Here is a 15,941-nt window from a genome sequence, read left to right on the forward strand (position 1 = left end):
TCACCTCGCCGCCGATGGGGTTACCGGAGAGTGCTACTCGTCCGTATGTACCCGATACGGGAGCGGTGCACCAGCCCGCTCGCAAGTGTCCGTCAGGCGTTGGGACGCTTGCCGTGGTTGGCGTTCTTCTTCTTACGGGAGCGGCGCTTGTTTCCTCTGGCAGACATATCCGCAGAATACGGCCGGAGCGCCGCCCCCGCGCGGCGTCAGCTGCGGGCCTTGCAGGTGTCCCGGATCTTGTAGAAGTACGAGAGGTACTTCGCGTGGTAGTCCGCGCCGGTGATCCGGACCATCGCCTCGTCGGCGGAGCGCAGCCCCGACCCCGTCCAGTTGTGGCTGCCGGTGTAGACCCGCGGGGTGATCGAGCCGTTGTAGTCGCCGTCGAGCAGCCAGAACTTGGTGTGGGTACGGACATCGATGCCCGGCCCGTTGTTGAACTTGCAGGCCAGGCTCTGGATGCCGGCGTTGTCGAGGATGCCCTTCACCGTGGCGTCGCCCTCGCTGTAGACGACGTCGACCCAGCAGCCCTTGCCGCGCAGCTCCGCGAGCTTGCTCGCCACCTGCTTGCGGGAGCCGAGGAACTGGAACATCGCGACCCGGATGTCGGTCTGGTGCTTCTGCCCGTCGGAGCCGGTGTAGGAGCAGGCGACCTCGTCGAGGGTGTTCACGATGGTGTCGGTCGCCGGGTTGTTGTAGCTGGCGTCGCCGCGCGGGAAGAAGTAGGCGCGGTACGCGGAGCCGGTCGGCGTCGACCAGTAGTACGTGTTGTCGCCGCTCGCCGAGGCCCGCAGCTTCCGCTCGTCCTCGTGGAACTTGGCGTAGCCGTCGTAGACCACCGGGTCCACGAAGGTGACGGAGTCGTTGTAGGACTCGACCTTGTACCAGTCGTTGAGGTTCGAGGACGACTGCCAGACGACCTTGGAGTAGCTGGTGCCGTCGGAGAAGCCGGAGATCTTCGAGAAGATGAAGAACTTGTTGTGGTTGTAGGCGGGGTTGGGCGGCGGGACCGACGCGCAGCCGCGGCTGACGTCGTCGATGCCGTCGTCGTCCTCGAACTTGTCGTCGCAGACGACGATCCACGAGCCCGCGGTGTCATTGGCGCCGAGCGCGCTCTTCAGCGTCGTGTACGCGGCGCTGCCCTTGTCGCGGGTGTTGTCGTCGACGATCAGCTTGACCGAGACGCCGCGGTTCTTGGCGGCCACGAGGGCGTCGGCGACGGCCTTGTCCTCCAGCTCGAACACCGACGCCTTGATGGACTCGCCGGCGGGCGTGGCGTTGATGAGGTTGATCAGCTGGGTGAAGTTGGCCGACTGCTGCGCGGCGGTGCCGAGCGGGTCGTTGAAGACCGGGCCGTTGATGACGGGCTTCGGGACGGCGGCGGAGGTGGGCGAGGCCTGGCTGAACAAGAGGCCCGCGAGCACGGCCAGCAGCCCGGCGTACCGGATGGAGCGGTGACGCAGCATGAAGAAGTCCCCCCAGGGGCACGGCGGTTCGAGACGCCGAGCACCCTAGGGGGACAACCGTCACATTGTCAGGCCCTCGTCACATACGTCACAGGTCCAGACCGGTGAGGACCATGACCCGCTCGTACGTGTAGTCCTCCATCGCGAACTTCACGCCCTCGCGCCCGACCCCGGACTGCTTCACGCCGCCGTACGGCATCTGGTCGGCGCGGTACGACGGCACATCGCCGACGATCACGCCGCCGACCTCGAGCGCCCGCTGCGCGCGGAAGGCGGTCTGCAGGTCGTGGGTGAAGACACCGGCCTGCAGGCCGTACTTGGAGTCGTTGGCCTTGGCATAGGCCGCCTCCTCGCCGTCCGCCTTCGTCACGGTCAGCACCGGCCCGAAGACCTCCTCGCAGGAGACCTTCACGTCGTGCGGCACGTCCGCGAGCACGGTCGGGGCGTACGAGGCGCCGTCGCGCTTGCCGCCGGTGAGCAGCGTGGCGCCGGCCTTGACCGCCTCGTCGACCCACGCCTCGACCCGCTTGGCGGCGTCCTCGCTGACCAGCGGGCCGACGTCGGTGGCGTCGTCGAACGGGTCGCCGGTGACCTGCTTCTCGACCGCCTTGACGATGCGCGGGACCAGCTCGTCGTAGACCGAGGCGTCCGCGATCACCCGCTGGACGGAGATGCAGGACTGGCCGCCCTGGTAGTTGGAGAAGGTGGCGATCCGCTGCGCCGCCCAGTCCAGGTCCTTCTCGGAGGAGAAGTCGGCGAGGACCAGCGCCGCGCCGTTGCCGCCCAGCTCCAGGGTGACGCGCTTGCGCGGGATGGTGTCGAGGATGGCGTAGCCGACCTTCTCGGAGCCGGTGAAGGAGACGACCGGGAGGCGCTCGTCCTTGGTCAGCTGCTCCATGTGCTCGTTGGCGACCGGCAGTACGGACCAGGAGCCGGCCGGGAGGTCGGTCTCGGCGAGCAGCTCGCCGATCATGAGCCCGGAGAGCGGGGTCGCCGGAGCCGGCTTGAGGAGGATCGGGGTGCCGACGGCGAGGGCCGGGGCGACCTTGTGCGCGCACAGGTTCAGCGGGAAGTTGAACGGCGCGATGCCGAGCACCGGACCGCGCGCGAAGCGGCGGGTGAAGGCGAGCCGGCCGACGCCGCCCGGGTCGGTGTCCAGGCGCTGGGCCTCACCGCTGTTGAAGCGGCGGGCCTCCTCGGAGGCGAAGCGGAAGACCGAGACCGCGCGGCCGACCTCGCCGCGGGCCCACTTCATGGGCTTGCCGTTCTCGGCGGAGATCAGCTTGGCGATCTCCTCGGTGCGCTCGGCGAGCCGGCGCGAGATGTGGTCGAGGGCGTTGGCCCGTACGTGCGCGGGGGTCGCGGCGAACTCGTCCTTCACCGCGTCGGCCGCGGCGATGGCCTCCTCGACCTGGGCTTCGGTGGGGACGCTCACCGTGCCCACGAGACGGCCGTCCCAGGGGGAAGTGACGTCCAGGGTGTCATCGCCGGTCGCCTGGCGGCCGGCCAGCCAGAAGGGGTGTGCGGTAGCCACGGTGTTCTCCGCCTCCGGGGTGCGAGTTTGGTCCGGTTTGGTATCTGGTGCCCACCGTAGGGGCACGGGGCTGCTTCGTCGTTTGTCCCGCGTGGAGAAGTCGCGACGCGTCCTGCTACGGATCGTCCAGCCGGTCCTACGTACCGGCTACCCCGTCGATGCGCTCCCGCAGCAGATCGGCGTGGCCGTTGTGGCGCGCGTACTCCTCGATCAGGTGGATGAGGATCCAGCGGAGGGAGACGCCCTTGTCACCCAGGTACCCGGCCTCCTGCTCGCTGACGTTGTGCCCGGCGTCCGTCAGCGAGGCGCCCGCGATCGCCTCCCGGCCCCTGGCGATCTCCTCGCGCCACGCGGCCAGCGCCTCGTCGAGACCGCGCTCCGGCACCAGGCCGAAGCCGTCCGCGTTGTCCTCGCCGAAGACCGGGGACAGCTGCTCGCCGCCGAAGATCCGCCGCAGCCAGTTCCGCTCGATCTCCGCCAGGTGCTGGACGAGGCCCAGCAGCGTCATCGCCGAGGGCTCGGCGGACGCCAGCCGCAGCTGCTCGTCCGAAAGGCCGGAGCATTTGGTGGCGAGCGTCTCGCGGTGGAAGTCGAGCCAGGATTCGAGGGTGCCGCGCTCGTCGGCATGCGGGGGCGGTATTACGCGGCCGTCCGGCAGAGTCGTCATGATCACTACCCTGCCTCATGGCCGCGCGCGGGCCAACACCCGCCCGCTCAGGCCGAAGCCGCCGCCGTCGCCTTCAGCGCGAGCCACAGCTCCATGCGGGTATCCGGATCGTCCAGCGACCGGCCGAGGATCTCCTCGACCCGGCGCATCCGGTACCGCAACGTGTGCCGGTGCACCCCGAGATCGGCCGCCGCCGCGTCCCACTGGCCGTGCCGCGACAGCCACGCCCGGAGCGAGTCGACCAGGTCGCCGCGTCCGGTGGCGTCGTGGTCGTGCAGCGCCCGCAGCGTGCCGTCCGCGAAGGCCTGCACCGCCTCGTCCGCCAGCAGCGGCAGCACGCTCCCGGTGGCGACCTCTTCATGCTCTACGAGCACCCGCCCCCGCCGCCGCGCCACGGACAGCGCCTGCTCGGCCTGCTTGTACGCGACGGTGGCCACCGCGGGGCCCGCGGGCGCGGAGACGCCCACCGTGAGCGGCAGTCCGCGCCGTCCCGCGGCCGAGCCGCGGATCAGCGAGCCGATCGCGTCCGGCCGCTGCGCCTCCAGCTCGGCGCAGTGCCGGGCGGCGGCGGCCACCGCGGCGCCGCCGTCGACGGCGAGCACCATGAGGCGGCCGGCGTCGGGGACGGCGAGCACCGTCTCGCCCGCGCCGAGGGCGGCGGCTTCGAGGGCGTCGGCGAGGGCGCTCAGCGGATCGCCCTCGTCGTCCTCCGCGGACGGGTCCGGCTCGGCGACCAGCATCCGTACGGGCGCGTCCAGCAGCCCGCCGTACATCGGGCCTGCCACCGAGCGGGCGTGCTCGGCCTGACCGGCGAGGAGGAGGCGCAACACCGCCGTGCCGAGGCGCTGTTCGGCCACCTGGAAGGTCCGCGAGCGCTCCAGCGTCAGGGTGAGGAGGGCGACGGCAGCGTGTACGGCGTAGCGCTGGGCGGTGCCGAGCGCGGCGCCGGTGCCGACGGCCAGCACGCCGCAGGGGCGGCGGCCGGAGCCGAGAGTCTGCAGCTCGACGCGGTCCGTGGCGGGGCCGTCGTCATCGGCGTCTTCGGCCTGGCCTTCCTCGGCCGGCTCCACGCCCGCCACCACCGCGCTCGCCGGCACCGGCCGGTCCCGCAGCCGGCCGACGTCGCCGGTCAGCCGCTCGGCCCGGCCCGCGGCCCAGTCGGGGGCGGCGGCGATCAGCGCGCCGGAGGCGTCGTAGAGCGCGGCCCAGCCGTCGAGGTGGGCCGCGAGGCGGCGGACCACCGCGGTCTGGCCCCCGTCGCCGAGCGCGGCCCGGGTGAGGTCGCGCTGGGCGTCGAAGCCGGAGGTCAGCGCGCGGTACTGGTCGGTGGCCAGGGCCGCGGAGACCACCTTCGTGATGGCGATGAACGGCACCGGGCGCGGGACCTCGAGCAGCGGGAGGCCCTCCTCCGTCGCGGCCTCGATGAGCGCCTGCGGCGTCGGCTCGATGTTGACGCCCACCCCGAAGCCGAGGCCGACCACACCGGCCCGCGCCAGGCGCCGCACGTAGCGCCGGATGGCGGCCGCGTCGTCCGGATCCAGCTTCATCCCGGTGGTGAGCAGCAGCTCCCCGCCCTCGAGATACGGCACCGGGTCGATCAGCTCGCTGACCGTCGCCCAGCGCACAGGCTCGTCCAGCCGTTCCGCGCCGGCGAGCACGGACAGCTTCAGCGCCGAATGGCGGACGAGATCGGCGAGGGTCGGCATGGGTCCTTCACAGTTTTTGCACGCTCTGCGCCGCTCCGTACGAACGGCTACCCGCAATTGTGCCGCATCGTCCAAGGGCTTCCGCAGGCCACCGCCCTATTTCCTCATCCGTGCAGGTCCACCAGCACCGGCGCCCCTCGCGCACCCTCCACACTTGTGAAGGAAACCACCGCGTGCCCCGCCGGCACCGTGTTCGCCAGCTCGGACGCCGACCAGCGCTCCCGCTCCACCTGCCGCACGGTCACCGACTGGCTCATCACCTTCGACCCGGTCACCAGCTGCCGCACGCCGCGCAGCGAGCGCCGCAGGGTGCCGCCGGACACATCGGGGGTGTGCGTGACGTCGCGGGTCTGCACCCACTCCGCCCCCCATGCGTCCGCGAAGTGCCGGCCGTCCCAGGTGGAGACCCCGGACAGCGCCATCCGGCAGCCCACCGCCGACAGCAGCGGGCCGCGCAGCGCCTCGGCGACCTCGTCGAGCGAGCGCAGCGCGAGGACGACGCCGGCGTTGGCGGAGCGCAGCCGCTGCACGCCCCGTACGGTCTCGGCGGTCACCGTGTGCGCGGCGTCGTCGAGGACGAGGCCGACGAAGAGCGACCGGTCCCGGCGGGCGGGCGCGACGGAGACGAACTGCGCCAGCAGCAGCCGCGTCAGCAGCCGGGCCGCCTCGGCGTGGCCGCGCTCCGGCAGATCGATCCGCACCCGCATCGGGTGCTCCAGCGCCCGCATGGAGAACTGCCGCCCCTGCCACCCGGGTTCGAAGAAGCCGGCGAACGCCGGCCGGTCCAGCACCGCGATCCGGTCGGCCAGCAGCGGCCCGATGTCGCCGGCCCGCCGCGACTGCCGCTCCCGCCCCTCCAGTTCCCGCAGCGCCGCCCCGTCCCCCGCCGCCTCGCAGGCCTCGCGCAACGAGCCGACGGCGACCGGCTCGGCGTCCAGCAGGGCGCGCAGCTCCGGCACACCGGGGAAGCGGCCGTGGGCGGAGCGATACGGACCGAGCAGCTGGGCGAGCGCCAGCGACGCCTGCCGCAGCTCCGCTGTCCGTACGCCCGGATCGGCGCCGAGCAGCGCGTCCGCGAGCAGCGCGGCGGCCTGGTCGGGGTCCTGGGTGCCGCCGTAGAGATCGAGGTCGTGCCGCGAGTCCGGGTCGCCGATCCGGATCACCACGTCGTACGCGTCGTCGGCGCCCAGCGCGCTCCCCGCAGAGCCGACGGAGACCACCGCCGCCCGCCCGGCGAGCGCCAGCAGGCACAGCGACTCGGCGCAGGGCGCGACGACCCGGCCGGTCTTCCCGGAGGCGGCGGGCCCGACGACGAGCAGGCCTGTACTCACCAGCGACGGCTCGAGGGCGATGCCCTCGCCGCGGTACGCGTACTCGTTCCGCCCGTCGTCGGGCGCCGCGCCGATCCGCACCTGCCCGGTGACGAGGTCGTGCAGCGCCGCCCGCGCCCCGATGTCGCGCAGCCCGGACGGATGCGGGAAGGCGCCGGCACCGTCGTGCCGCACCGCGTCGGTGAAGGGCTTCAGCCGGGTGGGCTGCGCCTGCACGGTCTCCCAGGCGCGGGTGATACGGGCCTGGTCGACGTCGTTCATCGCGCCGGATGCGGCCTCGCGCTCGAGCGCGTCGGCGACATCGCCGAGCCCGACGGCACGCAGCTCGGCCCAGTCGGCGGCGACGAGTTCGGGCTCCTCGGCCTCGTCCTCCTCCGCGTCCTTGTGCTGCGGCCTGAAGACCTCCCGCCACCGCCCCAGCCGGGCGGCACCCCAGACGATCGCGCCGGTGAGCAGCGTGTAGACGCCGTAGGTGAAGAGGAAGACCGCCGCCTCGCTGCTCGGATCGCGCAGCCAGGCGTCCGGCGCGAGGTCGAAGAAGACCGGCACCACGGGGATGAATCCGCTGGGCACGACCAGCATCCACACCACGAACGCGCCCGAGATCGTGCCCGCGGCCCGCCGCCGTTCACCGGCGTCGAGCACGTACCGCCGCACCGCCTCGGGCCACTGCCCGGCCCGCCCCGCGATCCAGCCGATGAACGCGAGCACCGCGAGGTCGTACAGATCGGCGAAGACGGCCCCGGCCCGGTCCCGCCCCTTGCCGTCCCACCACGAGTCCGGCGTCACCAGCTCGAGCGGCCAGTGGCGGAAGGGGATCACGCCGTTCCGGTACAGCGACCACACGATGAATGCCCCGGCCAGGGTCAGCAGCGCGCCGCCCACCAGCTGCCGGTCCTCGACCCGGTCCGGCTCCTCGGGCGGCTTCGGCCGCCGGCCGAAGCGCCAGATGCCCGGCCCGGCCTCCGGCCGCGGTGTGCGCAGCCACGCAAGGAACGGATGCTCCCCGGGCGACCGCTGCGGCGGGACCCCCGGCCTGGGCGGCGCCGGTACGCCCTGCCACCGAGCCGTGTCCTTGCCCTGCGTCCCCATAGAACCCGCTCCTCGCCCCTCGTTCGGCGGGCCCAATCTACTTGCCCACGAGGGCGGTTGACCGGCAGTTACCTGCACCGCGCGGCGCGCCGGAGGGCGTCGCGCAGCACACAATTCCATCACCGACGGCTACTGATCGCCACCCTCCGCGACCGCATTCCCCAGGCCGCCCTGGACGCGGTGGACAACCCGACACGCGTATCACTCCGCCGCGTAGCATCCCCGCCTCGCGCCCGCGCCCCTAGCCTGCGACATAACGCACCGTTTGCCCCGGACCGGAGGAGCACCATGACCATCCCCCAGGAGCGTCGCCTCGTCACCGCCATCCCTGGCCCGAAGTCCCAGGAGATGATGGCGCGCAAGCAGTCCGCCGTCGCCAATGGCGTCGGCACCGTCATGCCGGTCTTCGCCGCCAAGGCGGGCGGCGGGGTCCTGGAGGACGTCGACGGCAACCGCCTGATCGACTTCGGCTCCGGCATCGCCGTCACCTCGGTCGGCAACAGCGCCGAGGCCGTCGTCCGCCGGGCCTCCGCCCAGCTGCAGGACTACACCCACACCTGTTTCATGGTGACCCCGTACGAGGGCTACGTGGAGGTGTGCGAGCAGCTCGCCGAGCTCACCCCCGGTGACCACGCCAAGAAGTCGGCGCTCTTCAACTCCGGCGCCGAGGCCGTCGAGAACGCGGTGAAGATCGCCCGCTCGTACACCAAGCGCCAGGCCGTCGTCGTCTTCGACCACGGCTACCACGGCCGCACGAACCTCACGATGGCGCTCACCGCCAAGGACATGCCGTACAAGCACGGCTTCGGCCCCTTCGCGCCGGAGATCTACCGGGTGCCGGTGGCCTACCCGTACCGCTGGCTGACCGGCCCGGAGAACTGCGCCGAGGAAGCCGCGGCCCAGGCCATCGACATGATCAGCAAGCAGGTCGGCGCGGAGAACGTGGCGGCCATCGTGATCGAGCCGGTGCTCGGCGAGGGCGGCTTCATCGAGCCGGCGAAGGGCTTCCTGCCGCGGATCGCCGAGTTCGCCAAGGAGAACGGGATCGTCTTCGTCGCGGACGAGATCCAGTCCGGCTTCTGCCGCACCGGCCAGTGGTTCGCGTGCGAGGACGAGGGCATCGTCCCGGACCTGGTCACCACCGCCAAGGGCATCGCGGGCGGCCTGCCGCTCGCGGCCGTGACGGGCCGCGCCGAGATCATGGACGCCCCGCACGTCGGCGGCCTCGGCGGTACGTACGGCGGCAACCCGGTGGCGTGCGCCGCGGCGCTGGGCGCCATCGAGACGATGCGCGAGCAGGACCTCAATGCCAAGGCGCGGCGGATCGGCGAGATCATGAAGCCCCGGCTGACGGCCCTTCAGGAGAAGCACGACGTCATCGGCGACGTCCGCGGCCGCGGCGCGATGATCGCGATCGAGCTGGTGAAGGCCGGCTCCAAGGACCCGAACCCGGAGTTCACCGCCACCCTGGCCAAGGCCTGCCACCAGGCCGGGCTGCTGGTGCTGACGACCGGCACGTACGGCAATGTGATGCGCTTCCTGCCGCCGCTGGTGATCGGCGAGGACCTGCTCAACGAGGGCCTGGACATTCTCGAGCAGGCGCTCGCCACGGCGGCGTAATCCAGCCATCCGACACGGGTGCATGCGGCCGGATTGCACAGGTGCGTTCGGCCGTATTGCATAAATGCGTGAAGGAGTTGCGGAGGCCCGATGGTGACCGAGTGGAGCGCCTGCCCGGAGCACGGCGGCTGCCGTACCGTCTTTGCGTAGAACCTCCTCATCGATCGGATCCCCGCGTGCCCTACACCCCCCTGGGTGCGCGGCCACCTGAAAAAGGGACCGTCCGTCCCGGAGCCTTCCCCCCGGCTCCGGGGCGGACGGTTCTGCTTGTGCTGGCGGCGCTCGCGGCCGTATCGGCGCTCGTCTTCGCGGTGCTGGCGTGGCAGGTCGCGACCGGCGGCCCGCTGGCGCGGCTCGATGTGCGGGTGTCCGGGGTGTTCGTACGCCACCAGCCGGTCCGGCTGAGCGAGGCGCTCGCCGATCTCGGCACCGTGGTGGTGGCCGTGCCGGTCCTGGCCGCCGCGCTCGGATACGCCCTGGCGCGCCGCAGTTGGCGCGGCCCGCTGGCCGCGGCGGTCGCGATGGGCGCGGTCCCGCTGTTCGTCATGCCGCTGAAAGCCCTCTTCGCGCGCCCGGGTCCGATGGGCGAACCGCTCGGCGCCTACGCCGGCTACTTCCCTTCGGGCCACGCGGCGACGGCGGCGGTGGCGTACGGCGCGTCGGCGCTGGTGCTGCTGCCGCTGCTCAGGACCCGCGACTCGCGGCGGCTGCTCGCAGCAGCCGCCGTCGTGCTCGTCCTCGGCAACGGGCTCGGGCTGGTGTGGCGCGGCTACCACTGGCCGCTGGACGTGCTGGCGTCCTGGTGCCTGGCGGTGGTGCCGCTGTGCGCCGTGGCGTTGGTCAGCCCGCGGATCAGCCCTCGGGTCAGCTCCCGCCCTCGCGGGCGATGAGCGCCGCCGCCTCGTGCATGGCGAGTTCCAGCAGCGCCGGGTCGGTGAGCGTGCCGGAGCCGTCCGGCGGCACGATCCAGCGGACACCGCCGGTGGCCCGCCCCGGGTAGGGCACCACGATCCAGGTGCCGCGCCCCGCGCCCCGTACGCCGGTGGCCACCCAGCGGGCCGCGGTACCGGGCGGCACAAAGAAGCCGAGCCGGGAGTCCTGGAAGTCGGCGAGCACCGGTCCCGGACGGTCCATGCAGCGGGTGATCACGTCGAGCGTGGGATGCCCGAGATCGCCCGGCAGGATCAGTACGTCCCACAGCTTTCCCGCCGGCAGCAGGATCGTGCCGAGCGGATTGCGCTCCCACTCCCACCGCACGCCGTCCGGATCCGGTGCCGCTGCCACCAGCCACTCGACCGCCGTTTTAGCCCCCGCGCCAGTCATGTCACTCGCCCCTCGTTTCGGTCACGCTCCGACCCCCGGTCGGGCCGGCGCACACAAGGGAGAGCGGGCCCGGGCCCGGCTATTACGCGAAAGGGCAGGTGGTGTGGGTCACAACCCGCCGAAGGGGCGTGCGCGGGGTGGGCAGTGGGGGCGGAGGCGGCGGGCCGGGCCCGTAAGATCCGATGCAGCCGTATCCGAGGGAGGGTGATCATGCCCGAGTCGCTGGAGACGTTCATCGCGGGTCTGCCGAAGGCCGAGTTGCACGTCCACCACGTGGGGTCCGCGTCGCCGCGTATCGTCGCGGAGCTGGCAGCCCGGCATCCGGACTCCCCCGTGCCCAAGGACCCGGGCGCGCTCGCGGACTTCTTCAGCTTCCGCGACTTCGGGCACTTCATCGAGGTGTATCTGGCGGTCGTGGACCTGATCAGGGATGCCGAGGACGTCCGGCTGCTGACCTACGAGGTCGCCCGCGACATGGCGCGGCAGCAGATCCGGTACGCGGAGCTGACGGTGACGCCGTACAGCTCCGTGTCGCGGGGCATCCCGGACCGGGCCTTCCTGGAGGCGATCGAGGACGCGCGGGTGTCCGCCGAGCGCGACCTGGGCGTCGTGCTGCGCTGGTGCTTCGACATCCCCGGCGAGGCCGGCCTCGCCTCGGCGGAGGAGACGGCGCGGATCGCGGTGGACCTCGGCTGCGAGGGGCTGGTCTCCTTCGGCCTGGGCGGGCCTGAGATCGGCGTGCCGCGGCCGCAGTTCAAGCCGTACTTCGACAAGGCCATCGCGGCGGGCCTGCACAGCGTCCCGCACGCGGGCGAGACGACAGGCCCGGAGACCGTCTGGGACGCGCTGAAGGACCTCCGCGCCGAGCGCATCGGCCACGGCACCAGCTCCGCCCAGGACCCGGCGCTGCTGGCGCACTTGGCGGAGCACCGCATTCCGCTGGAGGTCTGCCCGACGTCGAACATCGCCACCCGGGCCGTAGCGACGCTGGACGAGCACCCGATCGGCGCCATGGTCGAGGCCGGCTGCCTGGTGACGATCAACAGCGACGATCCGCCGATGTTCGGCACGGATCTGAATACGGAGTACGGGGTCGCGGCCCGGCTGTTGGACCTCGACGAGGGCGGTCTGGCGGCGCTGGCGAAGAACGCGGTCGAGGCCTCGTTCCTCGACGCGTCCGGAAAGACCCGGCTCGCGGCCGAGATCGATGCTTATCTGTCTGCATGGCAGGAGCAGCGCCCGCAGTGACACCCGTTGGCCGCACCCTGGCGGTCGCCCACCGCGGCGACCCGTACCGCGTCCGCGAGAACACCCTGGCGTCCCTGCGCTCGGCCGTCGCGGCGGGCGCGGACGCGGTGGAGTACGACGTCCGCCTGACCCGCGACGGCGTGCCGGTGCTGCTGCACGACGTGACGCTGAAGCGGCTCTGGGGCTACGACATGCCGGTGGCGGCGCTCGACTACGCGGAGGTGGCGCGCCGCACCGGCGGCGGCGTCCCGACGCTCCGCGCCGCGCTGAAGGTGATGGCGGAGGAGCCGTCGGTCCGCTCCTTCATCGACCTCCCCGCCCCGGACGCCGCGACCGCGACGGTGGCGGAGGTGCAGGCGAGCGGCGCGGCGGCGAGCGTGTACTACTGCGGCGCGACGGCGGCGCTGCTCGCGGTCCGGGAGGCGGACGACACGGCGGAGATCGCGCTGTCGGGCAAGAACGGCGCCCGGCACACCGCGTCGCTGCTGACGGCGCTGCGGCCGAGGTGGCTCAACTACCGCTGGGGGTACGTGACTCCGTACATCGTGCGCCGCGACCACGAGGACGGCTATCTGGTGTCCTGCTGGACGGTCGACTGGGACCGCAACATAAGGAGCCTCCGCGACCTGGGCGTCGACTCGATCACGTCCAACCGGATCACCGGCCTGCGGAAGATCCTGGACGGCTGACCACGCACCGCCGCGGCGGGAGGCGCAGTGCCTCCCGCCGCGGCGGTGTGCTGGTGCCGTACGACCCTCAGTGCCCGGCCGGCACGGCCACCGGGGTCTCCGGGGTCTCCGGGGCGGCGTCCCGCACCTCCTCCGCCGCCGGGGTGCTCGCCGTGGTCCCGACCTTCCGCAGCAGCGTCACCGACACCAGGCCCGCGATCACGACCAGACCGGCCGCGATCCACGACGCCGTGTTCAGCCCGCTCGCGAAGGCCGCCTTCGCCGGCTCCAGCAGGTCAGCCGCCAGCGGGCCCGGCAACCGCTCCGCCGCCGACAGCGCGCCGGTCAGGGTGTCCTGCGACGCCGCCGCCGCACCCGCCGGGAGCTCGTCCGGTACGGAGCCCAGCATCTCGCTCCGGTAGACGCCGGTGCCGATGCTGCCCAGGACCGCGATGCCGAGGGCCACGCCCAGCTCGCTCGCGGTCTCGTTCGTGGCCGAGGCCGCGCCGGCCTTCTCCTGCGGGGCCGAGTTGATGACGATGTCCGTGGTCAACGCCATCGACGGGGCGATGCCCGGGTAGAGGATGTAGAACCCGGTGATCAGCAGCGGCAGGCCGTGCACGCTGCCGACCTGGGTGAGGACGAGATATCCGGCCGCCGAGACGGCCATGCCCGCCGCGATGATGTATGCCGGGCGCACCCGCCGCGCCAGCACCGGCGACAGCATCGACACCGCGATCAGCGCGACCGCCGCCGGCAGGATCCACAGCCCCGCCTCCAGCGGCGACAGGCCCGCGACCAGCTGCAGATACTGGGTGAAGAGCAGGTACACGCCGCCCAGCGCGATCGCGCCGAGGAGGAAGACGAGCAGCGCGCCGCTGAAGGTGCGGTTGGCGAAGAGGCGGACGTCGAGCAGCGGGCTGTCGAGGCGGAGCTGGCGCTTGACGAAGCCCGCGATCAGCACGGCACCGGCGGCGATCGCCAGCAGCGGCGCGGCGCCGACCCCGTCCTTGGCCAGGTCCTTGATCCCGTAGACCAGCGGCAGCAGCATCACGATCGACAGCACCACGCTGAGCGGGTCGAGCTTCCCCGACTCCGGCGCCCGGTACTCGGGCAGCAGCACCGGCGCCGCGACCAGCACCAGCGCCATCACGGGGACGGCGAACAGCAGTGCCGCGCCCCACCAGAACGACTCCAGCAGCAGCCCGCCGACCAGCGGGCCGATGGCGACGCCGACCGAGACGGAGGCGGCCCACAGGCCGATGGCCATGCCGCGCTGGCGGCCGTCGCGGAACATATTGGTGATGAGCGAGAGCGTCGACGGCAGTACGGCTGCCGCGCCCAGGCCCATCACCGCCCGGGTGGCGATGAGCAGTTCGGCATTCGGCGAGAAGGCCGCCACGGCCGACGCGACGCCGAAGGCGGCCGCGCCGAGGAGCAGGATCCGGCGGCGTCCCCAGCGGTCGCCGAGGGTGCCCATGGCGACGAGCAGGCCGGCCACCATGAAGCCGTAGATGTCGTTGATCCACAGCAGTTGGGCGCTGCTGGGCTGCAGGTCGGCGGCCATCTGCGGGGTGGCGAGGAAGAGGACGGTCATCGCCAGGAAGAGGACGACGGTGGGGAGCAGGAGGACGGAGAGGCCCAGCCATTGCTTCGGTGTGGCGCGTTCGGGGACGCCCGCGAGGGCAGGGGATGCGGGGTGGGCGGACATGGTGGGTCCCTTCAATCGTTAATTGCTGCTTCAGAAGCGGTACGGGTCGTGGGTCCTGGCGGTGCGCAGGGCGCGGGCCCACCAGGTGAGCTGGTCGAGGGCGTCGTCCGGACAGTCCGTGGTGGCGACGGTGAGTGCGTGGGCTTCGGCGAAGGCCTGCCGCAGCCCGGCCGGTACGGCTGCGTCCGGTCCGTATCCGTGTGGGAGCAGCGCCACCGGCCGGGCCCGCCAGGCGTCCGCGCACCAGGTCAGGGCGCTGCGCAGCGGGGGCGGCGGGTGCTCCGTACGGGCCGGCACGACGACGGCGAAGCCGTCCGCCGCGGCCAGCCAGGGACGCAGGTCCCGTACGGCCGCGGGCTCCGGCTCGCACCACCCGGGCTCCGGGCCCGGCTCCGGGAGGCAGGCGGCCGCGAGGTCGATGACGTCGGCCTCGCGCCCGGCCCTGCGCCCGGCGCCTGCGGCTGCCAGGGCGGCGGCCGACCGTCCCGGCCGACCGGGCACCAGACCACCGAGAACGATGATCCGCAACGGCTCCGCATCCATCGGGATCCCTCCTTCGCTGCTCGGTGTCGGCCCCGGTCGGCCGGACTGGAATCACCATGGGCTTCAGGGCTTCAGGCCTTCTGCAGGTCTTCTTCAGACGGGCTTCGGAGGGGCCTGTCTGATAGGTCGGCTACGGTGATCGGCATGCGTTTCGGGGTGCTGGGGCCGTTGGCCGTGTGGACGTCCGAGGGGCGGCCGGTCCGGGTCCCCGAGGTGAAGGTGCGCAGCCTGCTCGCGGATCTGCTGATCCACGCGGGCCGGGTGGTGCCGGCCGACCGCCTCATCGACGACCTGTGGGGCGAGGCGCTCCCCGCCAACCCGGCGGGCGCCCTGCAGACCCGGGTCTCGCAGCTCCGCCGCGCGCTGGAGGACGCCGAGCCGGGCGTCGGGCGGGCTCTTGTCGTGTCCCGTACGCCGGGATACGTGCTGCAGGTCGCGCCGGACGCGGTGGACACCGGCCGCTTCCTGGAGCTGACCGCCCGTGCGCGCTCGACCGCGGAACCGCGGGCGCGGGCAGCGCTGTTCGCCGACGCACTGGCGCTGTGGCGGGGTGAGGTGCTGGCGGACTTCGCGGACGAGGAGTTCGCGCGGCCGGAGATCTCGCGGCTGACGGAGCTGCGCCTGACCGTGCTGGAGGAGCAGGCCGAGGCCCGCCTGGAGTCCGGCGACCATGCGCTGCTCGCGGACGAGTTGGGCGACTTGGTGGCCCGCCACCCGCTGCGCGAACGCCTGCGCGCGGCGCAGCTGCGGGCGCTGTACCGGGCGGGGCGGCAGAGCGAGGCGCTGGAGAGCTACGGGGTGCTGCGGGCGCAGCTGGCCGATGAGCTGGGGCTGGATCCGGGGCCGGAGCTGGTGGCGCTGTACGAGTCGATCCTGCGGCAGGACGCGGAGCTGGCGGGGCCGCCTGTGCCCGCTCCGGCCGCCGCGGGCAACCTTCCGGCGGCGCTGGGCGAGCTCGTCGGGCGCGAATCGGCGGTCGCCGAGGTGGGGCAACTCCTCGCGGAGGGGCGGCTGGTGACGCTCACCGGGCCGGGC

The 15,941-nt window shown here is 72.7% G+C and carries 14 protein-coding genes; 5 read left to right on the forward strand and 9 right to left on the reverse strand.

Annotation, left to right across the window (positions count from 1 at the left end; translation table 11 throughout):
• Nucleotides 1-92: 92 nt before the first annotated feature.
• The 6 genes from G5C51_RS44275 to G5C51_RS13285 all read right to left on the reverse strand — a co-directional run bounded on the left by G5C51_RS44275 (nucleotide 93) and on the right by G5C51_RS13285 (nucleotide 7,793).
• On the reverse strand, nucleotides 93-167 hold the full coding sequence (locus tag G5C51_RS44275) for a 50S ribosomal protein bL37 (RefSeq protein ID WP_420824803.1): 75 nt from the start codon (nucleotides 165-167) through the stop codon (nucleotides 93-95).
• Nucleotides 168-206: 39 nt separating this feature from the next.
• Nucleotides 207-1,463: a phospholipase D-like domain-containing protein gene (locus tag G5C51_RS13265; RefSeq protein WP_165236748.1), complete on the reverse strand. Its 1,257-nt coding sequence runs from the start codon at nucleotides 1,461-1,463 to the stop codon at nucleotides 207-209.
• Nucleotides 1,464-1,551: 88 nt separating this feature from the next.
• Nucleotides 1,552-2,997, reverse strand: coding sequence for an aldehyde dehydrogenase family protein (locus G5C51_RS13270; protein ID WP_165236750.1), 1,446 nt, complete (start codon nucleotides 2,995-2,997; stop codon nucleotides 1,552-1,554).
• A gap of 136 nt (nucleotides 2,998-3,133) precedes the next feature.
• The gene (locus tag G5C51_RS13275) at nucleotides 3,134-3,664 is read right to left on the reverse strand and encodes a DinB family protein (protein WP_165236752.1); all 531 of its coding nucleotides are present in this window, start codon (nucleotides 3,662-3,664) and stop codon (nucleotides 3,134-3,136) included.
• A gap of 47 nt (nucleotides 3,665-3,711) precedes the next feature.
• Entirely contained in the window at nucleotides 3,712-5,370 is a 1,659-nt protein-coding gene (locus tag G5C51_RS13280; protein ID WP_165236754.1) for a PucR family transcriptional regulator, read from the reverse strand.
• A 104-nt stretch (nucleotides 5,371-5,474) separates the two neighbouring features.
• Complete coding sequence (locus G5C51_RS13285; protein ID WP_240929612.1) at nucleotides 5,475-7,793, reverse strand: hypothetical protein; 2,319 nt, start codon at nucleotides 7,791-7,793, stop codon at nucleotides 5,475-5,477.
• Nucleotides 7,794-8,081: 288 nt separating this feature from the next.
• On the opposite strand from G5C51_RS13285, the gene gabT reads away from it, so the two are divergent.
• Both gabT and G5C51_RS13295 read left to right on the forward strand, forming a co-directional pair.
• The gene (gabT, locus tag G5C51_RS13290) at nucleotides 8,082-9,413 is read left to right on the forward strand and encodes a 4-aminobutyrate--2-oxoglutarate transaminase (RefSeq protein WP_165236756.1); all 1,332 of its coding nucleotides are present in this window, start codon (nucleotides 8,082-8,084) and stop codon (nucleotides 9,411-9,413) included.
• A gap of 269 nt (nucleotides 9,414-9,682) precedes the next feature.
• On the forward strand, nucleotides 9,683-10,303 hold the full coding sequence (locus G5C51_RS13295; protein WP_165236758.1) for a phosphatase PAP2 family protein: 621 nt from the start codon (nucleotides 9,683-9,685) through the stop codon (nucleotides 10,301-10,303).
• Here G5C51_RS13295 and G5C51_RS13300 read toward each other — a convergent pair.
• Nucleotides 10,278-10,736, reverse strand: a complete 459-nt coding sequence (locus G5C51_RS13300) for a hypothetical protein (protein ID WP_165236760.1) — start codon at nucleotides 10,734-10,736, stop codon at nucleotides 10,278-10,280. The genes G5C51_RS13295 and G5C51_RS13300 overlap by 26 nt on opposite strands.
• Before the next feature lie 210 nt (nucleotides 10,737-10,946).
• Here G5C51_RS13300 and G5C51_RS13305 point away from each other — a divergent pair, with 210 nt between their 5' ends.
• The gene (locus G5C51_RS13305) at nucleotides 10,947-11,984 is read left to right on the forward strand and encodes an adenosine deaminase (protein WP_165236762.1); all 1,038 of its coding nucleotides are present in this window, start codon (nucleotides 10,947-10,949) and stop codon (nucleotides 11,982-11,984) included.
• Nucleotides 11,960-12,673 carry a glycerophosphodiester phosphodiesterase gene (locus tag G5C51_RS13310; RefSeq protein ID WP_165236764.1) on the forward strand — a complete coding sequence of 238 codons (714 nt, stop codon included), beginning with the start codon at nucleotides 11,960-11,962 and terminating at the stop codon, nucleotides 12,671-12,673. The genes G5C51_RS13305 and G5C51_RS13310 overlap by 25 nt, the downstream gene beginning before the upstream one ends.
• Before the next feature lie 67 nt (nucleotides 12,674-12,740).
• Here the strand turns inward: G5C51_RS13310 and G5C51_RS13315 are convergent, their stop codons facing one another.
• Together G5C51_RS13315 and G5C51_RS13320 are read right to left on the reverse strand one after the other, a co-directional pair.
• On the reverse strand, nucleotides 12,741-14,363 hold the full coding sequence (locus tag G5C51_RS13315; protein WP_165236766.1) for an MFS transporter: 1,623 nt from the start codon (nucleotides 14,361-14,363) through the stop codon (nucleotides 12,741-12,743).
• A 30-nt stretch (nucleotides 14,364-14,393) separates the two neighbouring features.
• Nucleotides 14,394-14,906, reverse strand: a complete 513-nt coding sequence (locus tag G5C51_RS13320; RefSeq protein ID WP_165236768.1) for an NAD(P)H-dependent oxidoreductase — start codon at nucleotides 14,904-14,906, stop codon at nucleotides 14,394-14,396.
• A gap of 144 nt (nucleotides 14,907-15,050) precedes the next feature.
• On the opposite strand from G5C51_RS13320, the gene G5C51_RS13325 reads away from it, so the two are divergent.
• On the forward strand, nucleotides 15,051-15,941 hold an 891-nt coding region (locus G5C51_RS13325), incomplete at its 3' end, for an AfsR/SARP family transcriptional regulator (protein WP_165236770.1).

Origin of the sequence: Streptomyces coryli (assembly GCF_011044975.1) — a bacterium.
GTDB classification, from domain to species: Bacteria; Actinomycetota; Actinomycetes; order Streptomycetales; family Streptomycetaceae; genus Streptomyces; species Streptomyces coryli.

What these genes read in the sequence shown, in the direction of transcription:
- G5C51_RS13275 (WP_165236752.1), bottom strand. Translation starts at nt 3,664, where the DNA reads ATGACGACTCTGCCGGACGGCCGCGTAATACCGCCCCCGCATGCCGAC.
- G5C51_RS13305 (WP_165236762.1), top strand. Translation starts at nt 10,947, where the DNA reads ATGCCCGAGTCGCTGGAGACGTTCATCGCGGGTCTGCCGAAGGCCGAG.
- G5C51_RS13320 (WP_165236768.1), bottom strand. Translation starts at nt 14,906, where the DNA reads ATGGATGCGGAGCCGTTGCGGATCATCGTTCTCGGTGGTCTGGTGCCC.
- G5C51_RS13265 (WP_165236748.1), bottom strand. Translation starts at nt 1,463, where the DNA reads ATGCTGCGTCACCGCTCCATCCGGTACGCCGGGCTGCTGGCCGTGCTC.
- G5C51_RS13310 (WP_165236764.1), top strand. Translation starts at nt 11,960, where the DNA reads ATGGCAGGAGCAGCGCCCGCAGTGACACCCGTTGGCCGCACCCTGGCG.
- G5C51_RS13315 (WP_165236766.1), bottom strand. Translation starts at nt 14,363, where the DNA reads ATGTCCGCCCACCCCGCATCCCCTGCCCTCGCGGGCGTCCCCGAACGC.
- G5C51_RS13300 (WP_165236760.1), bottom strand. Translation starts at nt 10,736, where the DNA reads ATGACTGGCGCGGGGGCTAAAACGGCGGTCGAGTGGCTGGTGGCAGCG.
- gabT (WP_165236756.1), top strand. Translation starts at nt 8,082, where the DNA reads ATGACCATCCCCCAGGAGCGTCGCCTCGTCACCGCCATCCCTGGCCCG.
- G5C51_RS13280 (WP_165236754.1), bottom strand. Translation starts at nt 5,370, where the DNA reads ATGCCGACCCTCGCCGATCTCGTCCGCCATTCGGCGCTGAAGCTGTCC.
- G5C51_RS13285 (WP_240929612.1), bottom strand. Translation starts at nt 7,793, where the DNA reads ATGGGGACGCAGGGCAAGGACACGGCTCGGTGGCAGGGCGTACCGGCG.